The 21,699-nt window shown below is 56.6% G+C and carries 18 protein-coding genes and 1 pseudogene; 10 read left to right on the top strand and 9 right to left on the bottom strand.

Annotated elements, in window-relative coordinates:
- Positions 1 to 135: pseudogene (glyA, locus tag ACR0IU_RS03620) on the bottom strand (serine hydroxymethyltransferase); the annotation flags it as partial.
- Between the two features lie 168 nt (positions 136 to 303).
- On the opposite strand from glyA, the gene ACR0IU_RS03615 reads away from it, so the two are divergent.
- On the top strand, positions 304 to 1,065 hold the full coding sequence (locus tag ACR0IU_RS03615) for an NAD kinase (protein ID WP_480715279.1): 762 nt from the start codon (positions 304 to 306) through the stop codon (positions 1,063 to 1,065).
- Positions 1,066 to 1,345: 280 nt separating this feature from the next.
- Here the strand turns inward: ACR0IU_RS03615 and ACR0IU_RS03610 are convergent, their stop codons facing one another.
- From ACR0IU_RS03610 to ACR0IU_RS03600, 3 genes are all read right to left on the bottom strand, one after another.
- A complete protein-coding gene (locus ACR0IU_RS03610) occupies positions 1,346 to 2,779 on the bottom strand; it encodes an amidase family protein (protein WP_480715278.1) in 1,434 nt (477 codons plus the stop codon).
- Positions 2,780 to 2,960: 181 nt separating this feature from the next.
- Positions 2,961 to 4,850, bottom strand: coding sequence for a propionate-CoA ligase PrpE (gene prpE / locus ACR0IU_RS03605; RefSeq protein WP_480715277.1), 1,890 nt, complete (start codon positions 4,848 to 4,850; stop codon positions 2,961 to 2,963).
- A 287-nt stretch (positions 4,851 to 5,137) separates the two neighbouring features.
- Positions 5,138 to 7,411 carry an NADP-dependent malic enzyme gene (locus ACR0IU_RS03600; protein ID WP_480715276.1) on the bottom strand — a complete coding sequence of 758 codons (2,274 nt, stop codon included), beginning with the start codon at positions 7,409 to 7,411 and terminating at the stop codon, positions 5,138 to 5,140.
- Positions 7,412 to 7,607: 196 nt separating this feature from the next.
- On the opposite strand from ACR0IU_RS03600, the gene ACR0IU_RS03595 reads away from it, so the two are divergent.
- The 7 genes from ACR0IU_RS03595 to upp all read left to right on the top strand — a co-directional run bounded on the left by ACR0IU_RS03595 (position 7,608) and on the right by upp (position 14,000).
- A complete protein-coding gene (locus ACR0IU_RS03595; protein WP_480715275.1) occupies positions 7,608 to 8,312 on the top strand; it encodes a hypothetical protein in 705 nt (234 codons plus the stop codon).
- Positions 8,275 to 9,378: a cupin domain-containing protein gene (locus ACR0IU_RS03590; RefSeq protein ID WP_480715274.1), complete on the top strand. Its 1,104-nt coding sequence runs from the start codon at positions 8,275 to 8,277 to the stop codon at positions 9,376 to 9,378. Before ACR0IU_RS03595 ends, ACR0IU_RS03590 begins: the two co-directional genes overlap by 38 nt.
- A gap of 97 nt (positions 9,379 to 9,475) precedes the next feature.
- The gene (locus ACR0IU_RS03585) at positions 9,476 to 9,868 is read left to right on the top strand and encodes a cytidine deaminase (RefSeq protein WP_480715273.1); all 393 of its coding nucleotides are present in this window, start codon (positions 9,476 to 9,478) and stop codon (positions 9,866 to 9,868) included.
- A gap of 4 nt (positions 9,869 to 9,872) precedes the next feature.
- Positions 9,873 to 11,180 (top strand): thymidine phosphorylase, encoded by a 1,308-nt coding sequence (locus tag ACR0IU_RS03580; protein ID WP_480715272.1) that lies wholly within the window; start codon positions 9,873 to 9,875, stop codon positions 11,178 to 11,180.
- Positions 11,177 to 12,388, top strand: coding sequence for a phosphopentomutase (locus ACR0IU_RS03575; protein ID WP_480715271.1), 1,212 nt, complete (start codon positions 11,177 to 11,179; stop codon positions 12,386 to 12,388). Before ACR0IU_RS03580 ends, ACR0IU_RS03575 begins: the two co-directional genes overlap by 4 nt.
- Positions 12,385 to 13,371 (top strand): adenosine deaminase, encoded by a 987-nt coding sequence (locus ACR0IU_RS03570; protein ID WP_480715270.1) that lies wholly within the window; start codon positions 12,385 to 12,387, stop codon positions 13,369 to 13,371. The genes ACR0IU_RS03575 and ACR0IU_RS03570 overlap by 4 nt, the downstream gene beginning before the upstream one ends.
- A complete protein-coding gene (gene upp / locus ACR0IU_RS03565; RefSeq protein WP_010438870.1) occupies positions 13,368 to 14,000 on the top strand; it encodes a uracil phosphoribosyltransferase in 633 nt (210 codons plus the stop codon). The genes ACR0IU_RS03570 and upp overlap by 4 nt, the downstream gene beginning before the upstream one ends.
- A gap of 3 nt (positions 14,001 to 14,003) precedes the next feature.
- Here upp and ACR0IU_RS03560 read toward each other — a convergent pair whose 3' ends face one another.
- Entirely contained in the window at positions 14,004 to 15,017 is a 1,014-nt protein-coding gene (locus tag ACR0IU_RS03560) for a hypothetical protein (protein WP_480650481.1), read from the bottom strand.
- 148 nt (positions 15,018 to 15,165) lie between these two features.
- Here ACR0IU_RS03560 and ACR0IU_RS03555 point away from each other — a divergent pair, with 148 nt between their 5' ends.
- Together ACR0IU_RS03555 and ACR0IU_RS03550 are read left to right on the top strand one after the other, a co-directional pair.
- The gene (locus ACR0IU_RS03555) at positions 15,166 to 16,110 is read left to right on the top strand and encodes a DMT family transporter (RefSeq protein ID WP_480715269.1); all 945 of its coding nucleotides are present in this window, start codon (positions 15,166 to 15,168) and stop codon (positions 16,108 to 16,110) included.
- Positions 16,111 to 16,325: 215 nt separating this feature from the next.
- On the top strand, positions 16,326 to 17,084 hold the full coding sequence (locus ACR0IU_RS03550) for a Hint domain-containing protein (RefSeq protein ID WP_480715268.1): 759 nt from the start codon (positions 16,326 to 16,328) through the stop codon (positions 17,082 to 17,084).
- Positions 17,085 to 17,128: 44 nt separating this feature from the next.
- On the opposite strand, the gene ACR0IU_RS03545 is transcribed toward ACR0IU_RS03550, so the two are convergent.
- From ACR0IU_RS03545 to ACR0IU_RS03530, 4 genes are read right to left on the bottom strand one after another with little or no spacing between them, the layout of a single operon-like run.
- Positions 17,129 to 19,330, bottom strand: a complete 2,202-nt coding sequence (locus tag ACR0IU_RS03545; protein WP_480715267.1) for a 3-hydroxyacyl-CoA dehydrogenase NAD-binding domain-containing protein — start codon at positions 19,328 to 19,330, stop codon at positions 17,129 to 17,131.
- Complete coding sequence (locus tag ACR0IU_RS03540; RefSeq protein ID WP_319546778.1) at positions 19,323 to 19,811, bottom strand: cupin domain-containing protein; 489 nt, start codon at positions 19,809 to 19,811, stop codon at positions 19,323 to 19,325. The genes ACR0IU_RS03545 and ACR0IU_RS03540 overlap by 8 nt, the downstream gene beginning before the upstream one ends.
- Positions 19,811 to 21,022, bottom strand: coding sequence for an acetyl-CoA C-acetyltransferase (locus tag ACR0IU_RS03535; RefSeq protein ID WP_480715266.1), 1,212 nt, complete (start codon positions 21,020 to 21,022; stop codon positions 19,811 to 19,813). The genes ACR0IU_RS03540 and ACR0IU_RS03535 overlap by 1 nt, the downstream gene beginning before the upstream one ends.
- Before the next feature lie 12 nt (positions 21,023 to 21,034).
- On the bottom strand, positions 21,035 to 21,673 hold the full coding sequence (locus ACR0IU_RS03530; RefSeq protein WP_480715265.1) for a glutathione S-transferase family protein: 639 nt from the start codon (positions 21,671 to 21,673) through the stop codon (positions 21,035 to 21,037).
- Positions 21,674 to 21,699: the final 26 nt, after the last annotated feature.

The raw sequence follows: 21,699 nt of genomic DNA, 5'->3' as shown, positions 1-21,699 counted from the left end.
GATGTTTTCCGATGCGATCAGCTCGATTTCATCGCGCTGGCGGCCCAATTCGGATGTGATCGAGCCAAATAGCTCGGGGTCACGATCGGCAAGGGATTGGGTGAAGAAACCGGTATCACGAAGATTGGCGTTCATAATGGCTCCACAGGGCTGGGGTTTATCTGGCGGATTTCCTATCGGAAACGATAGAATTCAGAAAGGCTGTAAAGCGACGAATTGGCCTGCTATGGCGTCAAGTCTGGCCTATTGCGGAAAGGTATGTTTGTTTCGGAACCAAATGTGCAGCACTGGAAACCATAAAACATGACCAAGAGAATCGCCTTTCTGGCCAGCGATGCCAAAGTGGCGCAAACTGCCCGAGACTCTCTTGTGGCGTGCTATGGAAATGCCGCACCCAGGGATGCGGATGTGGTTGTCGCGCTGGGTGGGGATGGTTTCATGCTGCAAACGCTGCAGGGTATCCAGCATCTGAATACACCAGTCTACGGCATGAACCGCGGGACCATCGGGTTTCTGATGAACGAATATGCCGAGACCGATCTGATGGCTCGGCTTGCCGAGGCAGAGGAAGAGGTCGTCAACCCATTGGCAATGACCGCGATGGATCAGTCTGGTCAAAAACACGAAGCGCTGGCGATCAACGAGGTGTCGCTGTTGCGTGCAGGACCGCAAGCAGCGCAACTCAGGATTAGTGTGGATGGGCGTGTTCGCATGGCCGAGCTTGTGTGTGATGGCGCATTACTCGCCACGCCTGCGGGTTCAACGGCTTATAACTACTCTGCGCATGGACCTATTGTTCCGATTGGCGCAGACGTGTTGGCGCTGACACCCATCGCGGCATTTCGCCCGCGAAGGTGGCGCGGTGCTTTGCTGCCGAAAATGGCAAAAGTCAGGTTCGACGTGATCGATGCTGACAAGCGCCCGGTCATCGTTGCGGCTGATTCAATCTCCATTCCAGATATCGACTGGGTCGAAATTAGGTCTGAAACAAGCATCCAACACCGGATACTTTTTGATCCGGGGCATGGATTGGAGGAGCGACTGATTTCCGAGCAGTTCACATAAATGTGAGCGAATTGATAAATTTCCTGTCATTTGTGTGAACCAGTTCACATGCACACCGATAATGGTTTGTTAGCTTCAACTTGCCCGGAGAACACGCCAAGGTGGAAGTGAGTGGCCATCTGACGGTGTTTTCGAATATTGCGCAGTTTTTGCGCTGGCGAGGGTGGGTGGTGCTACGCTCGTCTTCTGAAATCCGGGCATATTTTATTATGCGGACCCCGGGCACAAAACCCCGGGGTCAATTTTTTGTAGCAAGCTGCTATGTAGGCACAAGTTGGAACTAATTGCTCATTTGCTCCCATAAAATCGGGGCCATCTGCCCAACGCGCTCTTCGATGGCGGCTGCGGCATCTACGGCCATGTCTTCGCGCCAGCGCCGGGCGGTGATCTGAATGTTGATCGGTTGGGGGCCATTCGGCAATTCCGCAAGGCGTGCGGGAACGCTGGCAGCGGGCAACCCCAGAAAGTTCATCGCATAAGAATATACTGCGCAGCCCAGCACCTCATGAACACCCTCCGCGCCTTCGGTGTCGCGATCAGGCTTAAAAAATGGCTGCGGCAGAAATGGAGACAGGACTAACGGATAATCCTGCAGGAACAATGACCATTCGCGCGCATGGTGGCTGCGCTGCGCAAGGGCCTGAATCAGATCGCCTCCGACAATCGGGGGAAACTCTTGGAAATAAACTTCAAAAATATCGCGGATGGTTTGCGATCCGGCAGCTTCGATATCACCTTTCATCAGGGTCAGCACTTCGCCCATCAGCGCGCGGTAGCCCAACCGGCCGCATTCGAACACATCTGGCGGATCAATCTCTTCAACCAGATATCCGGTATCGATTAAGGCGTCCCGTGCCGTATCCAGCGCCTTGTCTACTTCTGGATGCAATGCGTAGCCGAACGTGTTTTTTGTGAAGGCGACCTTGATCGGTCCGTCTTGCATATTACCGCGCCAGGGCAGGTGTACGTGAAAGGGATCCCGAAGGTCTGGTTCAATCAGGCTTGGCATAGACAGGTGTAAATCTGCGGCCGTTCGGGTAATCACCCCCTGAACCGACATCGACTGCGCCAGCATTCCCCGCTCGGCCTTTTGGCTTGGGTTCCACGCGGGCACGCGGCCAAGCCCCGGCTTCACCGTCACCGCACCATTGGCTGCGGCGGGAAAACGCAGGCTGCCACCGATATCGTTGCCATGACCCAGAGCACCTATTCCCGCCATGACGGCCGCGCCGGCGCCACCAGACGATCCGCCGGGTGAGATATGGCGGCCCCAGGGATTATGCGTGCGCCCATGAAGCGGGTTGTCCGTATCAGCACGGAATGAAAATTCGGGGGTATTGGTCCGCCCGATGACAATCGCACCTGCTTTATGCAGGTTTGAGACCACAGGAGCATCATCTGGTGCAATGACATCCTTCAGGGCCACCACGCCATTGGTGGTTGCATGATCTTTCTGATCTACATTCACCTTGATCGTAACCGGAACACCATGCAGGGGACCAGCCAAAGCACCATCACGACGGGCACGGTCAAGAGCGGATGCAGTGTCCATCGCTTCCGCACCAAGATCTTCCACAACTGCATTCAACTCGGGGTTCACTTGATGCATACGCGCCAATGCATCCTTGACGACTTCCTCCGCGCTCAGATCGCCCTTTTTTGTCAGAACAGTCAGTTCGGTCGCACTCAGACGCCAGATCTCGCCGTTTGTCATGCTCGTCCTCCTCACCTCAACCTGAGGGGAGGCGGGACCAATGACAAGCCCCAGTAAGACAAAACGGATCCACCCTTCATCTGGCCGAAAACATCCCGGAGCGCGAGGCAGAGCTTCGCACTCGCGCTTTGGCGCAAATCAAGTGCGCCTTTTTGGTGCACTGTTGGATTCCATTGCAAAGTTACTGTGCGTAACCGATGGTTTGCAGGGCCGATTTGATCTCGTCCAGAATAACTGGATCATCGATGGTGGCAGGCATCTTGTATTCATTGCCATCCGCAATCGACACCATCGTGCCTCGCAGGATCTTGCCCGATCGCGTCTTGGGTAGGCGATCTACCACCACCGCATTCTTAAACGCAGCGACAGGCCCGATTTTGTCCCGGACCATCTTGACCACATCCGCCACCACATCCTGGTGGTTCCGTTCAGATCCGGCATTGAGGCACAAGAATCCAACCGGCATTTGCCCTTTTAGTTGGTCCGACACGCCAATCACGGCACATTCTGCCACATCGGGGTGCGCAGCCAGCACCTCTTCCATTCCGCCAGTCGACAAACGGTGGCCAGCAACGTTGATGACATCATCGGTGCGCGCCATGATATAAAGATAACCGTCTTCGTCGATCATGCCTGCGTCACCGGTCTCGTAGTAGCCCGGGAAATGCTCCAGATACGACTTCTTGAACCGCGCCTCGGCGTTCCAGAGGGTCGGCAGCGTACCTGGGGGCAATGGCAGCTTGACCGCGATAGCTCCCAATTCACCTGGTTTCATGGGATGGCCACCTTCGTCCAGAATTTGAACGTCATAGCCTGGCATGGGCTTGGCAGGTGAACCCAATTTGATCGGAAGTTCCTCGATACCAAGTGGATTACCCGCGATTGTCCATCCGGTTTCGGTTTGCCACCAATGATCGATGACCGGGACATTCAACGCATCCTGCGCCCAGATGATGGTGTCCGGGTCGGCCCGCTCACCTGCAAGATATAGCGCCTTCAGGTGGGAGAGGTCGTATTTCGACATCAACTCCCCATTGGGGTCTTCGCGTTTGACGGCGCGAATGGCTGTCGGGGCCGTGAAAAAACTTTTGACCTTATGTTCGGAGATCACGCGCCAGAAGGTGCCAGCGTCTGGCGTGCCAACGGGTTTACCTTCGAACACAATGGTCGTATTGCCATGGATTAACGGAGCGTAGCAAATATAGGAATGCCCCACGACCCAGCCCACATCTGAGGCTGCCCAGAATACGTCACCTGGATCAACGTTGTAGATGTTCTTCATCGTCCAATTCAGCGCGACCAGATGGCCAGCGGTCGGGCGCACGACACCTTTTGGAGCTCCGGTGGTGCCCGAGGTATACAGGATATACGCCGGATCGTTGCCGTTTACAGGCACACATTCTGCGGGTTCAGTTCCGTATTGGAACCCATGCCAATTGACATCGCGCCCTTCGATAAGTTGTGCAACCTCCTGTTCACGTTGGAAGATTACGCAGAACTCGGGCTTATGGCTGGCAAGATCGATCGCGCCATCCAACAGCGGTTTGTAGTGCACGACACGACCCGGTTCCATCCCGCATGAGGCGGCGATGATCGCCTTGGGTTTCGCATCATCAATGCGCACCGCGAGTTCGTTGCTGGCAAAGCCGCCGAACACCACCGAGTGCACTGCACCAAGGCGGGCGCAGGCCAGCATGGCCTCCAACGCTTCGGGGATCATCGGCATATAGATGATGACCCGGTCCCCTTTCTCAACGCCTTTCGCGCGGAGCGCACCGGCCAGATTAGCGACCCTGTTGCGCAGCTCGACGTAGGAGATTTCGCGTTTGGTATGTGTGATGGGACTGTCATAGATGATTGCGGTCTGCTCGCCACGACCGTTTTCCACATGCCGGTCGACTGCGTTCCAGCACGTATTTACCTTGGCATCGCTGAACCATTCATAGAGAGGCGCATTGTCGTCGAACAGAGCTTTGCCGGGCTCTTGAACCCAGTCGATCCCTTTTGCGGCATCCATCCAGAATGCTTCGGGGTCGTTCTTCCAGCTCTCGTAGACGTCCTGATATGCCATGATGGCCTCCTCCCAAATTCCTCGCGTTTTGTGTTAGGCGCCGAAGGTGCCTCGGGCAAGCGACGCGGAATGCGGCGCGTCAGTTTATCGCAAAATCTTTGCAGAACCTTTCAGATTGGACTGCAAAGTTTTGCAAATTCTCTGATATTTATGACCTTCTAGTTGACCCATATGAGGCTTTGCAAATCTGCAAACTCAGCGCTGCAAAAGCAACAGTGCCAATAGAATCAACTTGGGCAACTGATCCGGAGCCCGGTCGTGTATATCCTCTTACCGCCGCGCCCGGCTTACCCGTAATGTGCCACTGGGGTTCCGGCGATGGCCGCCATGTTCAACAGCCCCCGGGCAGTGATTGATGGCGTTACGATATGGGCTTTGTTTCCCATCCCCATCAAGATCGGCCCCACCTCTAATCCGTCCGCTTTCATCTTGAGGATATTACGCACCCCGCTTGCTGCATCCGCGTGTGCGAAAATCAGGACATTCGCAGCGCCATCCATACGCGAGTTCGGGAAAATACGTGCACGCAATTCAGGATCAAGGGCCAGGTCCAAGTTCATCTCGCCCTCATAGCTGAAATCGCGCGGCTCAGAATCGAGGATCTCAAGGCCCGCCCGAAGGCGCTTGCCCGATCCCTCTGCCTGATTGCCGAACTGCGATTGCGAACAGAATGCAATCTTCGGCTCCAGTCCGAACCGCCGCACGTGACGGGCTGCGCCGATGGTTGTTTCGGCCAGTTCCTCGGGGGTGGGCAGTTGCCGTACATGCGTGTCGGCGATGAATAGGGGGCCGTCTTCCAGAATCATAAGTGACAGCGCGCCGTGCGGGCGTAAATCGCCATCATCCAGAACTTGCTCAACATAATTGAGATGCCAGCGGTATTCGCCGAATGTACCGCAGATCATGCTGTCAGCCTCGCCGCGATGCACCATGATCGCCGCAATTGCAGTATTGTTGGTGCGCATGATGGCTTTTGCGAGGTCCGGAGTGACCCCCCGCCGCTGCATGATCTGGTGATATGAGTTCCAGTAGTCGTAGTAGCGCGGATCGTCCTGCGGGTTCACGATCTGGAAATCCTGCCCAGGCCGAACCGTCAGCCCCAGTCGTTCGCATCGCGCGTCGATTACGTCCGGGCGACCAATCAGGATCGGGGTTTCCGTGGTTTCTTCCAAAATAGCCTGAGCTGCACGCAATACCCGCTCGTCCTCGCCTTCCGCAAAAACGATCCGCCGGGAAGCAACTGCTGCGGCTTCAAATACTGGCCGCATCAGAAGAGCCGATTTAAACACAGTCTGATTCAGCCGTTCTTTATAGGCTTCGAGGTCATCAATGGGCCGTTTTGCGACCCCACTTTTCATGGCTGCTTGCGCAACAGATGACGAAACGACTCCGACGAGGCGCGGGTCGAAAGGTTTGGGGATCAGATAATCCGGCCCAAAGGTCAACTGCTCTCCCTTGTAGGCTGCCGCAGCTTCAGCGCTGGTTGTCGCACGGGCCATGTCGGCAATTCCGTCGACGCAGGCGATTTGCATCTCGTCATTGATTTCAGTCGCACCAACATCCAGGGCACCCCGGAAGATGAACGGGAAACACAAGACATTGTTCACCTGGTTCGGGAAATCGCTGCGGCCGGTTGCAATGATCGCATCTGGCGCAACTTCGCGTGCCGATTGTGGCAGGATTTCCGGAGTTGGGTTGGCCAATGCAAAGATGATCGGGGTTTTGGCCATCTTCTCAACCATCTCGGGCTTCAAGACGTTCGGTCCACTCAGCCCCAGGAACAGATCGGCGTCCGGGATCGCATCATCCAGAGTGCGCAGATCGGTTTTTTGGGCAAACTGGTCCTTGTGCGGGTTCATATCCTCGGCGCGGCCCTCATAGACCAGACCGTGAATGTCGCACAGCCAGATATTCTCGCGTTTGACCCCAAGCTTCACCAACATGCTGAGGCAGGCGATCCCTGCGGCGCCACCACCGGTTGAGACAACTTTGATATCCTCAAACTTCTTACCTGCCACATGCAGGGCGTTCTTGGCAGCGGCGCCAACAACGATCGCGGTGCCGTGCTGGTCGTCGTGAAAGACGGGGATATTCATCCGCTCTCGGCACAGTTTTTCAACAATGAAACAATCCGGTGCCTTGATGTCTTCAAGGTTGATCGCGCCAAAAGTCGGTTCCAACGCGCAGACGATATCTGCCAGTTTTTCGGGGTCAGGCTGATCCACCTCGATGTCAAAACAGTCGATGCCAGCGAATTTTTTGAATAGGACCGCCTTGCCTTCCATCACCGGCTTTGATGCCAGAGCACCGATGTCGCCGAGCCCCAGAACCGCAGTGCCGTTCGAAACGACCGCCACCAGATTGCCGCGCGCAGTATATTTTTCGGCATTGGCTGCGTCGCTTTTGATCTCGAGGCTGGCTTCGGCCACACCTGGCGAATAGGCGCGTGCAAGGTCCCGGCCGTTTGCCATCGGCTTCGTGGCCTTGATCTCAAGCTTTCCGGGCTTTGGATGGGCATGATATTCAAGCGCAGCCTGTCGCAGGTTCGGTGTGTCAGACATCGGCAATTCAACTCCGTTCCAATATTCGTTTGATGGTTAAACCATTTCTCAACGCTTGGCTATGTCGCCTCGGATTTGTGTCGAAATAAGGTCTCACGGATACTTTAAGGGGTCGCTGGTTGAGATTTGATGCTTTGCTTTTATGTACAGTCAATTCCCGACAATCTAACGGGCCTCAGAAGCGACGGATCTGATCATGCGCAATAAAAACAAAGCTTGTGCTGACGCGCAAATGACCACCGCTTTTGACAGGCTTGGCACCAATGGGGGTGCCTTGGTTGGTTCGCTTTCTTTGGCTGTTGTTCTGCTTTGCGTGATCATGATCTGGCCTTTGCAGGCCGCAGCATTCAACCAAGAGGGCGGCTTGATCGAGACAATTTCAGCCACTGCGTTGCTGGCTGCCGGGCTGGTCGCGCTGGTGCGTTTTCCAGGCCTCTCACGCTTATATATTGCACTTGTCTGCCTACTGTTGGCCGAGCGCGAGCTGGAAGCAGAGGTCTACACCGAAGGCAGCGTACTTTTCGTCGTGCTAGAATGGTTGGATTTATTGCTTGATGCAACCACAGTCCGGATCGCTTTGGGCGTGATTGTCATTGGTGGTTTGCTTTGGCACGGGATACCAAACGGAGTACAGGCACTTAAGATCCGCGCACCATTTCTGACGGTCTTTGTCCTAGCCGGAAGTGTTGCGGTACTGGCGCAGATACTCGAAGAAGTCAGTGGATTTTTCTCGGAAAGCCTTTCGGTCACGATGGCTACACGCCTGTTCGTGCTGGAAGAAACGCTTGAAATGTACTTTTCAATTGGCATTTTGGCCGCTGTTCTGATCGGATGGCCAAAAATCAGATCCGAAGAGATACAGAATGACAAGCGATCCGAAAGACTTCCAGACGCGCGCTGAAATCCGCCTGCCGACGCAGGAACTCCGCAACGATATTCCGTTCTATACCAAGGTGCTGGGAATGCGGATGGACATGATCTATCCAGCCGACGATCCAAATACCGCTGTGTTTTCCGGACATGGTTTACGTTTGCGGATCGAGAAAGACGCACCCGAGTCTCCTGGGACCTTGCGCATTTTGACGTCTGACCCCGACAGGTTCGCTGACGGCCAGCGCAGTCTTGTCGCACCAAACGGCACCCGGATCGAAATAGAGGAACTGGATCCACCGCTGGTTATGCCGGAAACGGTTCATTCATTTGTTGTTCGCCGCCTCAAGGATCAGGCGCCCTGGATCATCGGGCGGGCAGGGATGCATTATCGCGATCTGGTGCCTGACAGGTTGGGCGGTTCGATCATCGCCAGCCATATCCGCATTCCCGATGGCGGCCCGGTGCCGGATATGGTGCATTTTCACAAGGTCGGGTTTCAGCTTATCTTCTGCATCCACGGTTGGGTGGACGTGGTTTATGAGGATCAGGGTGAGAAAATGCGCCTGACAGCGGGTGATTGCTTTATTCAACCGCCCGAAGTCCGTCACCGAGTGCTTGAGGCATCGGACAACGTGCAGGTGATCGAGATTGGTGTACCGGCTGAACATGTGACCGAGATTGACCACGAGATGGACCTGCCAACACCACACTTCCGACCGGACCGGGAATGGCAGGGCCAACGGTTTGTCTATAATCAGGCCAAAAATGCGGAGTGGATACCTTTCCGCCTGCCCGGATATGTCTGTCGCGATACGACCATTGCCGAAAACACCAAGGGTGTCGCGGGTGTGCAGGTCGTCCGTCGCGGGCAAGGTCAACCTGAATGGGCCAGCCACGATACTGATATCCACTTTACCTTTGTGATGGATGGCGAGGTGACACTTGAGGGTGAGGGGCGCGAACCCTATCGGCTGGAACAGGGCGACGCCTTCGTCATTCCACCTGGCATGAGAACTCGTTTGTCTGATCCAACTGACGATGTCGAATTGTTGGAAGTTACGCTGCCCGGCACATTCAACACGACTCTGGGCTAAATGCTTGTGATTATCCGCGCACGGGGGCTTCAAATTCCCCGGCGCTTTCATTTAGGGTATGACATTCTGACCAAGTGATCAAAAATTGGGAATCGTCATGTCTTTGAAAGATGCTGCTTTGGCTGTTCGTGAATATGCGCACGCGCCTTATTCGAATTTCAAGGTCGGGGCGGCGATCCGGGCAGGTTCTGGAGCGGTTTACACCGGCTGTAATGTCGAAAACGTAGCCTACCCGGAAGGCACCTGTGCCGAGGCCGGGGCGATTGCCGCGATGATCGCCGCAGGCGACAAAGAACTGACCGAAGTTTACGTGGTTGCGAGCAGTCCGCATCCGGTGCCACCCTGCGGCGGCTGCCGTCAGAAACTGGCTGAATTCGGAAAAGGCGATGTGGTGGTCACTATGGCGACTGCCGACGGTCTGGAAACCAAAACCACAATAGCTGATCTGTTGCCGGGTGCATTTGGTGCCGCGCATATGAGGGACACCTGATCAGATGGATGCGCGTTCGATTATCGCCAAGCTTCGCCGTAACGAGATACCGACATCAGCCGAATTGCAGTGGTTCGCACAGGGGTTGGCCGACGGCGGCGTAAGTGACGCGCAGGCGGGAGCCTTTGCAATGGCGGTCTGCATGGGTGGGCTGGGGGCTCAGGGCAGGGCAGATTTGACGGTTGCCATGCGTGACAGCGGTGAGGTGCTGAACTGGGATGTTGATGGCCCGGTGATCGACAAACACTCGACTGGTGGAGTCGGGGATTGCGTCAGCCTGGTTCTCGCCCCGGCCCTGGCCGAATGCGGGGCCTATGTACCAATGATCTCGGGCCGGGGGCTGGGCCACACCGGCGGCACTTTGGACAAACTCGAAGCAATCCCCGGCGTGACAACGCAGATCGGCCAGACAAGGCTGGCGCAGATACTGAATGAGACCGGCGCTGCGATTGTCGGCGCTACGGGGCAGATCGCACCGGCGGATAAACGGCTATATGCGATCCGCGATGTGACGGCGACGGTGGAAAGTCTTGATCTGATCACTGCGTCGATCCTGTCAAAGAAGCTGGCCGCCAGCCCGGATGCGCTGGTGCTGGATGTCAAGGTGGGCAGCGGGGCGTTCATGAAGACGCTGGATGAGGCGCGCAAGCTTGCTCGGGCGCTGACCGAAACGGCAAATACCGCGGGGTGCCGGACCTCAGCGGTGATCACCGACATGAATCAACCGCTTGCTCCAGCACTTGGCAACGCGCTGGAAGTTGCCGAAGTGATGAAGGTCATGACCAGCGGGCAAACCTCACCCTTGGCCGAAATTTCTGCTGAACTGGGTGGCGTGTTGATGGCAGATGCGGGTATGTGCGCATCGGCGGAAGAGGGCCGGGCGCGGATCGCAGAAGTAATACGTGACGGGCGCGCCGCCGAACGGTTTGGCCGCATGATGGCCGCTGTCGGAGGCCCTGTGCACTTCGTCGATACCTGGGCGCGATTCCTGCCCGAAGCAAACGTGATCCAAGAGGTGCCTGCGCCCCGCGATGGCTACATCTCTGCGATAGATGGTGAGGCACTAGGACTGGCGGTGGTTGCCCTGGGTGGTGGACGCCAAGTTGAGAGTGATGAGATCGACCCGGCGGTTGGATTGTCGAATATCTTGCGGTTGGGTCAGCACGTTCAGAAGGGCGCGCCATTGGCCGTGGTCCACGCAGCCCGAGAAGATGCAGCGCGACTTGCGTCCGGGGTGGTATTGAATGCCGTAACGCTTGGCGATGCGTCAGTAGAACAACCTCCGCATGTACACGAAAGGATCAGCGCATGAGCCGCGCTTTCCTTGTTGTTATGGATTCGGTTGGTATCGGCGGCGCGCCAGATGCCGATCAGTTCTACAACGGCACCACGCCCGATACGGGTGCGAACACGGTGGCTCATATTGCGCAGGCCTGTGCCGAAGGGCGCGCAGAAGAAGAACGCTCCGGCCCATTGCATTTGCCAAATCTCGACGCTCTGGGCCTGGGCGCTGCAACGCGACTGGCCTCAAATGATGTCACGCCGGGGTTAGAAGCCACACCAGCAGGTCTCTGGGGATGCGCGCGAGAGTATTCGCCGGGCAAGGACACGCCTTCTGGCCATTGGGAATTGGCAGGCGTTCCGGTGCCGTGGGACTGGCACTATTTCCCGGATACGACACCTGCCTTTCCCGCCGAACTGAGCCGGGCAGCAGCCCAGGCTGCAGGTACCGAGGGCATTCTGGGCGATTGCCACGCTTCTGGCACGGCGATCATCGCTGAATTGGGGGCCGAGCATATGCGAACCGGCTGGCCGATCTGTTATACATCTGCCGACAGTGTGTTCCAGATTGCCGCGCATGAGGAGAGCTTTGGCCTCGACCGTTTGCTGGATTTGTGCAAGGTGCTTGCGCCGCAGCTTCACGAAATGAAAGTTGGCCGTGTGATAGCTCGGCCATTCATCGGAACACCGGAAACTGGATTTACCCGCACCACCAACCGCAAGGATTTTGCCATCGTACCCCCAAGCCCGGTGCTGACAAACTGGGCGCAGGACGCGGGTCGGCACGTGTATGCAGTTGGCAAGATCGGCGACATCTTCTCGATGCAGGGGATCGATACGTTGCGCAAAGGTTCGGATGCCGAACTGATGGCCCACCTCTCTGATCTGGTGGATGAGGCCGAAGACGGCAGCCTGACATTTGCCAACTTCGTCGAGTTCGACAGCATCTATGGCCACCGTAGGGATATCAGCGGCTATGCCCGCGCGTTGGAGTGGTTTGACCGCGAGGTCGGGGTCATCCTGCGAAAACTGCGCCCGGGTGACCTGATGCTGCTGACCGCTGATCATGGCAATGATCCCAGCTGGATCGGAACCGATCACACGCGCGAACAAGTGCCGGTATTGATTGCCGGACATGGCACAGGTGAAATCGGCCGGATCAACTTTGTCGATGTCGCTGCCAGTATCGCGCATCACCTGAATATCCCGGCGCAAGGACCGGGGCGGAGTTTTCTATGACAGCGGCTGACCAACCCAAGATCGAACTTCACCTGCATCACGAAGGTGCAGCGCCACCCGCCTTTATTCGTCAGTTGGCCCATGAAAAGCGCGTGGATCTGAGCGGGATCTTCAAGCCAGATGGTTCGTATGATTTTCGCGACTTTGCACATTTCCTCAGTGTCTACGAGGCAGCCTGCGAGGTTCTGAAATCGCCAGAGGATTTTCGCCGATTGACGTTGGCCATTCTCGAAGAGAGCGCAGCCAACGGGGTGGTGTATTCTGAAACTTTCCTAAGCCCCGATTTTTGCGGCGGAGGAGATTTGCATGCATGGAAGGACTATTTGACCGCGATCCAGGATGCCGCTGATGAGGCCGAGCGCAAATTCGGGATTACGCTGCGCGGTGTCGTGACCTGTGTGCGCCATTTCGGACCCGAGCAAGCCAAGCGCAGTGCACATTGTGCGGCCGAAACTGCTGGGAACTGGATCACCGGATTTGGCATGGGCGGCAATGAATCCGTTGGAACGCAGGGTGATTTCAAATGGTCCTTTGAGTGCGCGCGCGAGGCAGGGCTGCAGTTGACCACACATGCCGGTGAATTTGGGGGTCCCGATAGTGTGCGGGACGCAATTCGCGATTTGGGGGTCGAGCGTGTGGGCCATGGTGTCCGTGCCATCGAACACCCGGACCTAGTGCATGAACTGATCGACCGGGATATCACGTTGGAAGTGTGTCCGGGCTCGAACGTGGTTCTTGGCCTATTCCCCGATTTCGCGGCGCATCCCATTGCGAAACTGCGCGATGCAGGTGTCAAAGTGACCGTGTCTACTGACGATCCACCGTTTTTCCATACCACGATGCGGCGCGAATATGAGATGTTGGGTGCAGCATTCGGCTGGCAAGCCGAAGATTTTGCAGCCCTTAATGTAACGGCCCTGAATGCGGCCTTTTGTAATGAAGAGACCCGCGCGCGGGTCAAGAAAAGACTGGAGACATCATGAGCGATCACCTGACCGTCGTCGACCACCCGCTGGTGCAGCATAAACTGACGCTCATGCGGGACAAGGGCACCTCGACCGCCGTGTTCCGGCAGTTGTTGCGCGAGATCACGTTGCTGTTGGCCTATGAGGTCACCCGCGAGATGTCGCTGACGACGCGCCACATCGAAACCCCGATGGAAGAGATGGACGCACCCATATTGGCGGGCAAGAAGCTTGCGTTGGTTTCGATCCTGAGGGCCGGAAACGGGATGCTGGACGGGGTGTTGGAGCTGATCCCCTCGGCGCGGGTCGGCTTTGTGGGTCTCTATCGCGATGAAGAGACGCTCAAACCTGTTCAGTATTATTTCAAAGCTCCCGAAGGGCTGAAGGACCGTCTGGTCATTGCTGTTGATCCGATGCTGGCAACTGGCAACAGCTCGGCCGCAGCGATCGATCTGCTGAAAGAGCAGGGGGCTGCAGATATCCGTTTCCTTTGTCTTTTGGCTGCGCCCGAAGGCGTGGCACGCATGAAAGAGGCACATCCGGATGTCAAAATCGTGACTGCTGCGCTGGATCGTGAGTTGAACTCCAAGGGCTACATCATGCCGGGCCTGGGCGATGCCGGGGATCGGATGTTCGGCACCAAATAGGCGCTATTGCCCGCAGATATTCTGCAGCCGGACCCAATCGCGGTCCGGCAATACCTGTTCCAAAGTTCGACCTGCCATGGGATCTGCCTCGATCAACCCGAGAACGGACTCGCCTGTGATGTCAACAGCATAAGCGTATGGTGTTGAGGGAAGGGCGGCCTGAGCGAACATTGCCAGCAGATCATCATCACTAATCTGTGTTTGAGGTTCTGCCAGGATTTCTTCGGTGTAGGTATCGACGATTTCAGTGGTCAACTCACCAGTCGTCAACAGTCGAAACGCGGTTGTTGGGCCCGTCCGATCTAACAGGTCGTCCAACGGTGCCTGTTGTGCCGCGCGAGCGCGCGCGGCGATAACATACCCCGCGGCAACGGCGGGGTCTTCATGATCCTCCACCAGCGCGCGATTCAGCAATACAGTCCCCCCCGGCAGGCTTAGGCTGTTGGACAAACCTGCGGGCAGAATCACGATCTGTCGAACACCAGTTCGTTTTGCAAGCCGGTCCAATGAGTCCTGCGCCTCGGGTGAATTGCATGCCTTGCCTGATACCCTTTCTATGCGCTGCAGGATCGTATCGCCGATCTCTTGCTGTTTGATCTCTGGCACGACTGAAACGACATGGCGCTGCAAAGCGCCGGGCAACCACAGCAAAAGAACTGCCACAACGGCCAGCGCCACCCCCGCAACGCTGAGCCAGCGCAGACGACCGGGGTGCGGTCTGGCGCGGTCGATGGCACGTTGCAGACGATCGATGGCCTCGATCATCGTGGTTTCCGTTTCTGCAAGTTCCAGCGTTTCGCCAGGATCGCCGTCGGGACAATAGATGGCAGGATACGCACCCGGGTTTTGACGCTCTAACGCAGCCAAAGACCAATGCGTGAGCGCGCTGTCATTGAAATCCGAGATCGTCAGAGTGGCTTCGCCAATCGAAACCACAACCTCACGCCGCTGTTCATCGGGCGAAGGGCGCCACAAACCGGTGGCTTCGATCCGCTGGTACTGTTTGAGTGCGGTCATCGGTTAATGCTGCTCGAGTATTATTTTGCGCTAAGCTTAGCATGGCAAAAACCAGTGGCGCAAACCTGTTGCGTCAGGTTTGTGAAATGTGCTGATTGTAGCGGGTAGTTTTCTGGCCAGCACTGGCTAATCAAGCGCAGAGGCGGGAATGCAGTTACAACAACAATCCCATTCGATGCTGGCGTCTTTACTGATGGTCGCCTCGATGGCCATTATCGGCGTCATCGATAACTTTGTGATCCGGGTCGCCGAAAGCATTGGGCTATGGCAGTTTCATCTAAGCCGCGCGACGTTGATGTTACCCCTGATTGCGCTTCTTTCGGTTCTTGGCTTGGGCGGTTTGAAACCGCGCCGGTACGGCATCGTCGCGGTGCGTAGCGTATTGATAACCATGGCGATGCTTTTTTATTTTTCGGCTCTGGCTCTGATGCCGATTGCGCAGGCGTTGGCAGGGCTGTTTACCTCACCGATTTTTGTGCTGCTGATTTCCGCGCTTTTTCTGAAGCAGCATATCGGCCCCTGGCGGATCGTGGCCGTTCTTTTGGGCTTTGCCGGAATACTCAGTGTTTTGCAGCCTGACCCCAATTCATTTGATCTCAAGACGCTGATCCCAGTAGCTGGAGGTTTTTTCTATGCTCTCAGCGCCGTTGTAACCCGCACGCATTGCCGTGATGAAAGCACCGTCGCCCTGCTGGCCGCGATGGTGGTGACTCTGGGATTGGCTGGGTTGATTGGTCTGATATGGCTGGCTGTGTTTCCGATTGATGTGCCCGAAGGCCCAGAGGGGTTTGCCATGCGCGGTTGGGTCTGGCCGATACATGAAGCCCTGCCTTGGGTGGTGATGCAGGCGATCGGGTCTACGATCGCCGTTTTCATGCTGATAAAAGCTTACCAATTAGGAGAGCCTTCCTACGTCGCCGTGTTCGAGTATTCGGTCATGATATTCGGACCCTTCTTTGCATGGATCGCCTTTGGACAATCGGTAGGAATGATGCAGATCGTCGGTATTGGCATGATCGCAACTGCAGGAATTTTATTGGCATGGAGAGAGAAGCGCACCGCCAGAAAGCTGCCCAAAGCTCTGCCAAATTGAGGACGTGTGTAGATAAAGCAAAGTTACTTGCACATCGCCTATAGTTTCCAGGTGTCGTGCAAAGCGATCTTCACCGCCCATATTGTTCCGGAACGTCACGTGAAATATGGCCAAAAGGTCCTTATTTCGCCTCAATTGTGGCAAAACTTAGTCAGCTCGTGGCACATAAGCATGGTCAATCTGAACTATGTCGAAGTGCCAAGAGGGGGGCGCAAGTGTTAGAGTTAGTGAGTGTTTCGGGGTATTCGAAACGTGAGGGTCAAGGCCCGCAACCTGTTCAAGAGTCAGCCGTTTCAGTGCGCCGCGGTGGATTGCTGCATGGGACCAGGGTTGCAACAACCAGTGGCTGGAAGCCGGTTGAAAATCTGGTTACTGGCGAACTGGTGCGAACGCTGGATCACGGGTTTAGAGAATTGCGCCGTGTCTGCGCCGACAGCGTCGTGGTTCCAGGGGGGGAACGCAGGCCAGAGTATCTGCCGGTCCTTGTCCCGGCTCGCGCCGCGTATAATGGGCGGCCGGTCTGGCTGATGCCAGAGCAGGGAATGGCGCTGGATCAGACTAAACTGGATCTGGGAATTGAGGGGCTCTCAATTGTCCCTGCGCGTTTGCTAAGCGGTGTTGGCAATCTCAGATCAAATACTCCGGCGCAAAACTTCGATGTGACGTCGTTGTATTTTGATCAGGATGAGATTGTCTTTATCGAGGGGGGATTCCAAGCCTACTGTCCTGCGGGAGGTATGGGACCGGTCTGCACATACGAAGTTGCCGACCAAGAAGATGCTGATCTGTTGATCGAAGCGGTGGCCATGAAAGGCGACATATCGGTTTTTGCAAACCCATTGGGTGCGCTGCCTGCGCCCATCCCGCAGGAACCAATATTCCCTATTCGCCCCCCCAAGGGCATGCGTCGGCCAGGGCGGCCAGGGCGGCCTAATGCCCCGATCTTGTTTCTGCGATCGGACTGGCGCATCTGAACGTAATCTGCTGGCGCAAAACAGGTTGCGCCAGCAGTTCAATATCAGGCAGCTTTGGCCGCTGGGTTGAAGCGACCATAGAAACTCTGACCTTTCTCGGCCATTTCGCGCAGGAGCGGTGGGCACGCAAAACGCTCGCCATAGGCCTCGGTCAGTTGGTCGCAACGCTCAGCCGCATAGGGCGTGCCGATGATGTCCAGCCAACTGAGCGGACCACCGGACCAAGGGGCAAAACCCCATCCAAGGATCGCACCCACGTCGCCTTCGCGGATGTCCTCAAGAACACCTTCTTCCAACGCGCGAACCGCTTCCAAAACCTGCGCGAACATCAGGCGTTCCTGCACTTCGATCAGGTCGGGTTGTTCGGCAGCCAGCGGGTATTTGTCCTGCAAACCCTTCCAGTATTCGACGCGTTTACCCTTGTCGTCATAGTCGAAGAATCCGGCATTGGCCTTGCGGCCCAGACGCCCCTGTTCCTCCATCCAGAAGATCAGATCGTCCGAGGGGCTATCAGGATAGGCATCGCCCATCGCTGCTTTCGTTGCCCGTGCTATCTTGGCCCCGAGATCGATTGAGGTTTCGTCCGTCAACTGGATCGGTCCTACCGGGAAACCCAACTGCCGCGCGGCATTGTCTATCAAGATCGGACTGACGCCCTCGGTGATCATCCGAGCACCCTCGTTGATATAGGGGATGATGCAGCGGTTGGCGTAGAAGAAGCGTGCGTCATTGACCACGATCGGCGTTTTGCGGATCTGGCGCACGTAATCTAGCGCTTTGGCCACCGCGCGATCGCCAGTTTCCTTGCCTTTGATGATTTCGACCAGGAACATCTTCTCTACGGGCGAGAAGAAGTGGATGCCGATGAACTGCTCGGGCCGCACCGAAGCTTTAGCCAGATCGGTGATCGGCAGGGTCGAAGTGTTCGAGGCAAAGATGCAATCTTCGGGGATGATCGCTTCGACGCGTTTGGTCATCTCGGCCTTTACACTCGGGTCTTCGAACACGGCCTCGATGATCAGATCGCAGCCTTTGAGGTGTTCCAAATCCGGCGTCGCGGTGATCTGGCCCAGCATGGCCTCTTTCTTCTCAGCCGTAACCTTGCCGCGCTTGATACCCTTGTCCAAATAGGCCTCGGAATAGGCTTTGCCTTTGTCGGCTGCTTCCTGATCACGGTCGATCAGAACAACTTCCATGCCCGCTTGAGCCGAGACCAGAGCAATGCCTGCGCCCATCATGCCAGCACCCAGAACACCGATCTTCTTGACCCTCTGATCGGGCACATCCTTGGGCCGCACAGCGCCTTTTTCTAGCGCCTCCTTGTTCAGGAACAGCGAGCGGATCATCGCCGAAGACGAAGGGTTCATCAGCACGTTGGTGAACCAACGGGCTTCGATCTTCAGGGCGGTGTCGAAGTCAACCAGCGCGCCTTCGTAGATGGAACTCAACAGAGCCTTGGCCGCCGGGAATGCACCTTGTGTCTTGCCATTCACCATCGCGCTTGCGCCGACGAACGTCATGAAGCCAGCTGGGTGGTAGGGTGCGCCGCCGGGCATTTTGTAGCCTTTCGCATCCCATGGTTTGACCAGATCGGAATCCTTGGCGTTCAGAACCCATTCCTTGGCCGCGGCAACCGGATCGTCCGCCACGGCGTCGATCAGTTGCGCGCCTTTGGCCTTCTTCGAGTCCATCATCTTACCTTCAAGCAAGACGGGTGCCGCCGCCATTGCGCCGACCATACGGCTGTAGCGCATGGTGCCGCCTCCACCGGGGAAGATACCCAGCAGAATCTCGGGCAGGCCGATCTTGGATTTCGGATTGCTGGTCATCACACGGTGATGACAGGCCAATGCGATCTCGGTCCCGATCCCTGCGCAGGTGCCGTTGATGGCACAGGCGACCGGCTTGCCGCCTTTTTTGGACTTGGGGTCCATGCCTGCCAGTTCCAGCCGACGCAGGATGTTATGGCCACTCATGACGAAATCGAACAGTGCCTGCGCGGGTTCGTCGCCGGCCTCCTGTCGGATCGTGGCGAGCGTGCTCAAGTCCATGCCGCCTGCAAACGACCCTTCTTTGCCACTGGTGATAACGATGCCCTTGATCTCATCATCCGCCAGCGCCTGATCGATAAGATCACCGACCAGAGTGAAGGCCTCACGCGACAGGACGTTCATGGATTTGCCCGGAACGTCCCAGGTGATGAAGGCGACGCCATCGGCGTCTTTGCTGAGGGTGAAATCAGTCATTGTCATCTCCAATCTGGTCAGCCGTCAGCGGGCTGCCATCCTTGCGAGTGAAAGAGAATCCGTTCTCATCATCTTTCACCATCATGTCTATATCGCTGTAGTAGCCGGTCTCGGTCGGGGTCCGGGTGCCCACCACCAGAAAGGTTGCGGGCGCATCGGTTTTGTTCACAAGGTGATGGCCATTGGCCTCACCTGCAGGCCAAGCGGCGCAGTCACCGGGCAGCATCTCATGCTCGCCATCATCATCGATCAGCATGCATTTGCCGCTAAGCATGATGGCAAACTCGTCCTGCTCCATGTGGTAATGGCGCAGCGAGGATAGCCCTGAGGGCTCCAAACGTACGATGTTGACCCCGTATTGGGTCAGCCCGCCTGCATCTCCGACGCGCTGGATAAAACGACCAGAGGTGGCCTCGGCTAGCTTGCCGGGGTAAGAAGAACCGCCTTTGAATGGTATCTGAGAAAGATCCAGTTTGGGCATCAGACGCGCTCGATAATTGTTGCCGCACCCATACCGGATGCGATGCAGAGCGTAGCCAGACCGGTTTCCTTGTCCTGACGCTCCAGCTCGTCCAGCAGCGTACCTATGATCATTGCACCAGTCGCACCCAGCGGGTGACCCATCGCGATCGAGCCGCCATTGACGTTCACCAGCGCAGGATCGACATCAAATGCCTGCTGGAACCGCAGTACGACCGAGGCGAAGGCTTCGTTGACTTCAAACAGGTCCAGATCGCTGATCTTCATGCCATTGTCGGCCAGGATCTTCTCGGTCACCGGAACCGGGCCGGTCAGCATGATGGTCGGGTCGGTGCCGATTTTTGCGGTCGCCTTGATGCGCGCGCGCGGTTTCAGACCATATTTCTCGCCAAACTCTTTGTTGCCGATCAGTACAGCCGCCGCTCCATCCACGATGCCCGAGCTGTTGCCCGCGTGGTGGATGTGGTTGATCCGCTCGAGATGCGGGTATTTGATCATCGCGACCTTGTCGAAACCCGGCATTTGTTCACCCATCATCTGGAACGACGGATTCAGTGCTCCGAGGCTTTGCATGTCTGTTCCGGGGCGCATGTATTCGTCGCGATCCAGAATGGTCAGGCCATTTTGATCTTTGATGGTGATGACCGACTTATCAAAGCGGTTGTCTTCCCACGCAGCAGCCGCGCGTTTCTGAGATTCAACGGCCAGCGCATCCGCATCGTCGCGGCTGAAACCATATTCGGTTGCGATAATGTCGGCCGAGATACCTTGCGGCACAAAATAGGTTTCCATCGCCAAAGACGGGTCAACGGCAATCGCCGCACCATCGCTGCCCATGGCCACCCGGCCCATCATCTCAACACCGCCTGCGATATAGGCTTCACCCGCGCCGCCTTTGACCTGGTTTGCGGCCAAGTTCACGGCCTCCATGCCCGAGGCACAGAAACGGTTGATCGCCAGGCCGGGGATCGATTCATCCAGATCCGAAGCCAGAACTGCTGAGCGTGCCAGACAGCCGCCTTGCTCCATCACCTGCGTGACGTTGCCCCAGATCACATCCTCGACGGCGTGACCTTCCAGATTATTGCGCTCTTTCATTGCGTTCAGGGTCAGGGCCGACAGACGCACCGAGGTTACCTCGTGCAGGCTGCCATCCTTGCGGCCCTTGCCGCGCGGAGTACGCAGGGCGTCATAGATATAGGCTTCGGTCATGGGGTCTTCTCCTTAAGCTCGATCCGACGGGTTGCCGGGCATCAGGTCGTAGGGGTGTTTCCAGCCGGGCTGTTCGCTGAGGCGCGTCAGCCAGGCGTCAATGTTGGGCCAGTCAGCACGATCAAAGCCGAATGGTTCGGGGTAATAAAGGTAGCCACAGCAGCTGATATCGGCGTTGGTTACGCCGTCGCCGACGATCCAGTCACGGCCTTCGAGATGAGCGTCCAGCGTCTGATAAGCCGCCTTGAGGCGACCCTGATTGAACGCGATAACATCCGGGTTGCGGTGCTTTTCGGGCAGGAAGTTGATCAGGAAACGGGTCAGCCCGGCCATCGAGCTAAGCTTGTGGTTGTCCCACAGAACCCATCTAAAGATCTCGTAATTTTCATCACGATCTTTGCCGCCGAATTTTCCAGATTTTTCCGTCACATAAGCTTGAATCGCGCCGGACTGACTGGTGCGAAAATCACCGTCCACCATCACGGGGGCTTCACCCATCTCATTCACTTCTGCCCGAAATTCAGGGGTGCGCGTCACACCCCCGAAGAAATCAACAAAGACCGGCTCCCAGTCCAGACCGGACATTTCCAACGCAAGCGCGGCTTTGTAGCTGTTTCCGCTTTCACCAAAGCAATGCAGTTGAATGGTCATGAGTGCGCCCCTCCCAAGGCATAAAG

This window comes from Ruegeria sp. CL5 (genome assembly GCF_056536485.1).
The sequence above is the reverse complement of the archived record's forward strand: the minus strand, read 5'-3'. Positions and strand labels throughout refer to the sequence as shown.

Coding starts and splice junctions, on each gene's coding strand:
- ACR0IU_RS03585 (WP_480715273.1), top strand. CDS start 9,476: ATGTCTTTGAAAGATGCTGCTTTGGCTGTTCGTGAATATGCGCACGCG.
- ACR0IU_RS03610 (WP_480715278.1), bottom strand. CDS start 2,779: ATGACAAACGGCGAGATCTGGCGTCTGAGTGCGACCGAACTGACTGTT.
- ACR0IU_RS03540 (WP_319546778.1), bottom strand. CDS start 19,811: ATGCCCAAACTGGATCTTTCTCAGATACCATTCAAAGGCGGTTCTTCT.
- ACR0IU_RS03560 (WP_480650481.1), bottom strand. CDS start 15,017: ATGACCGCACTCAAACAGTACCAGCGGATCGAAGCCACCGGTTTGTGG.
- upp (WP_010438870.1), top strand. CDS start 13,368: ATGAGCGATCACCTGACCGTCGTCGACCACCCGCTGGTGCAGCATAAA.
- ACR0IU_RS03575 (WP_480715271.1), top strand. CDS start 11,177: ATGAGCCGCGCTTTCCTTGTTGTTATGGATTCGGTTGGTATCGGCGGC.
- ACR0IU_RS03545 (WP_480715267.1), bottom strand. CDS start 19,330: ATGACTGATTTCACCCTCAGCAAAGACGCCGATGGCGTCGCCTTCATC.
- prpE (WP_480715277.1), bottom strand. CDS start 4,850: ATGGCATATCAGGACGTCTACGAGAGCTGGAAGAACGACCCCGAAGCA.
- ACR0IU_RS03570 (WP_480715270.1), top strand. CDS start 12,385: ATGACAGCGGCTGACCAACCCAAGATCGAACTTCACCTGCATCACGAA.
- ACR0IU_RS03590 (WP_480715274.1), top strand. CDS start 8,275: ATGACAAGCGATCCGAAAGACTTCCAGACGCGCGCTGAAATCCGCCTG.
- ACR0IU_RS03600 (WP_480715276.1), bottom strand. CDS start 7,411: ATGTCTGACACACCGAACCTGCGACAGGCTGCGCTTGAATATCATGCC.
- ACR0IU_RS03615 (WP_480715279.1), top strand. CDS start 304: ATGACCAAGAGAATCGCCTTTCTGGCCAGCGATGCCAAAGTGGCGCAA.
- ACR0IU_RS03555 (WP_480715269.1), top strand. CDS start 15,166: ATGCAGTTACAACAACAATCCCATTCGATGCTGGCGTCTTTACTGATG.
- ACR0IU_RS03595 (WP_480715275.1), top strand. CDS start 7,608: ATGCGCAATAAAAACAAAGCTTGTGCTGACGCGCAAATGACCACCGCT.
- ACR0IU_RS03535 (WP_480715266.1), bottom strand. CDS start 21,022: ATGACCGAAGCCTATATCTATGACGCCCTGCGTACTCCGCGCGGCAAG.
- ACR0IU_RS03530 (WP_480715265.1), bottom strand. CDS start 21,673: ATGACCATTCAACTGCATTGCTTTGGTGAAAGCGGAAACAGCTACAAA.
- ACR0IU_RS03580 (WP_480715272.1), top strand. CDS start 9,873: ATGGATGCGCGTTCGATTATCGCCAAGCTTCGCCGTAACGAGATACCG.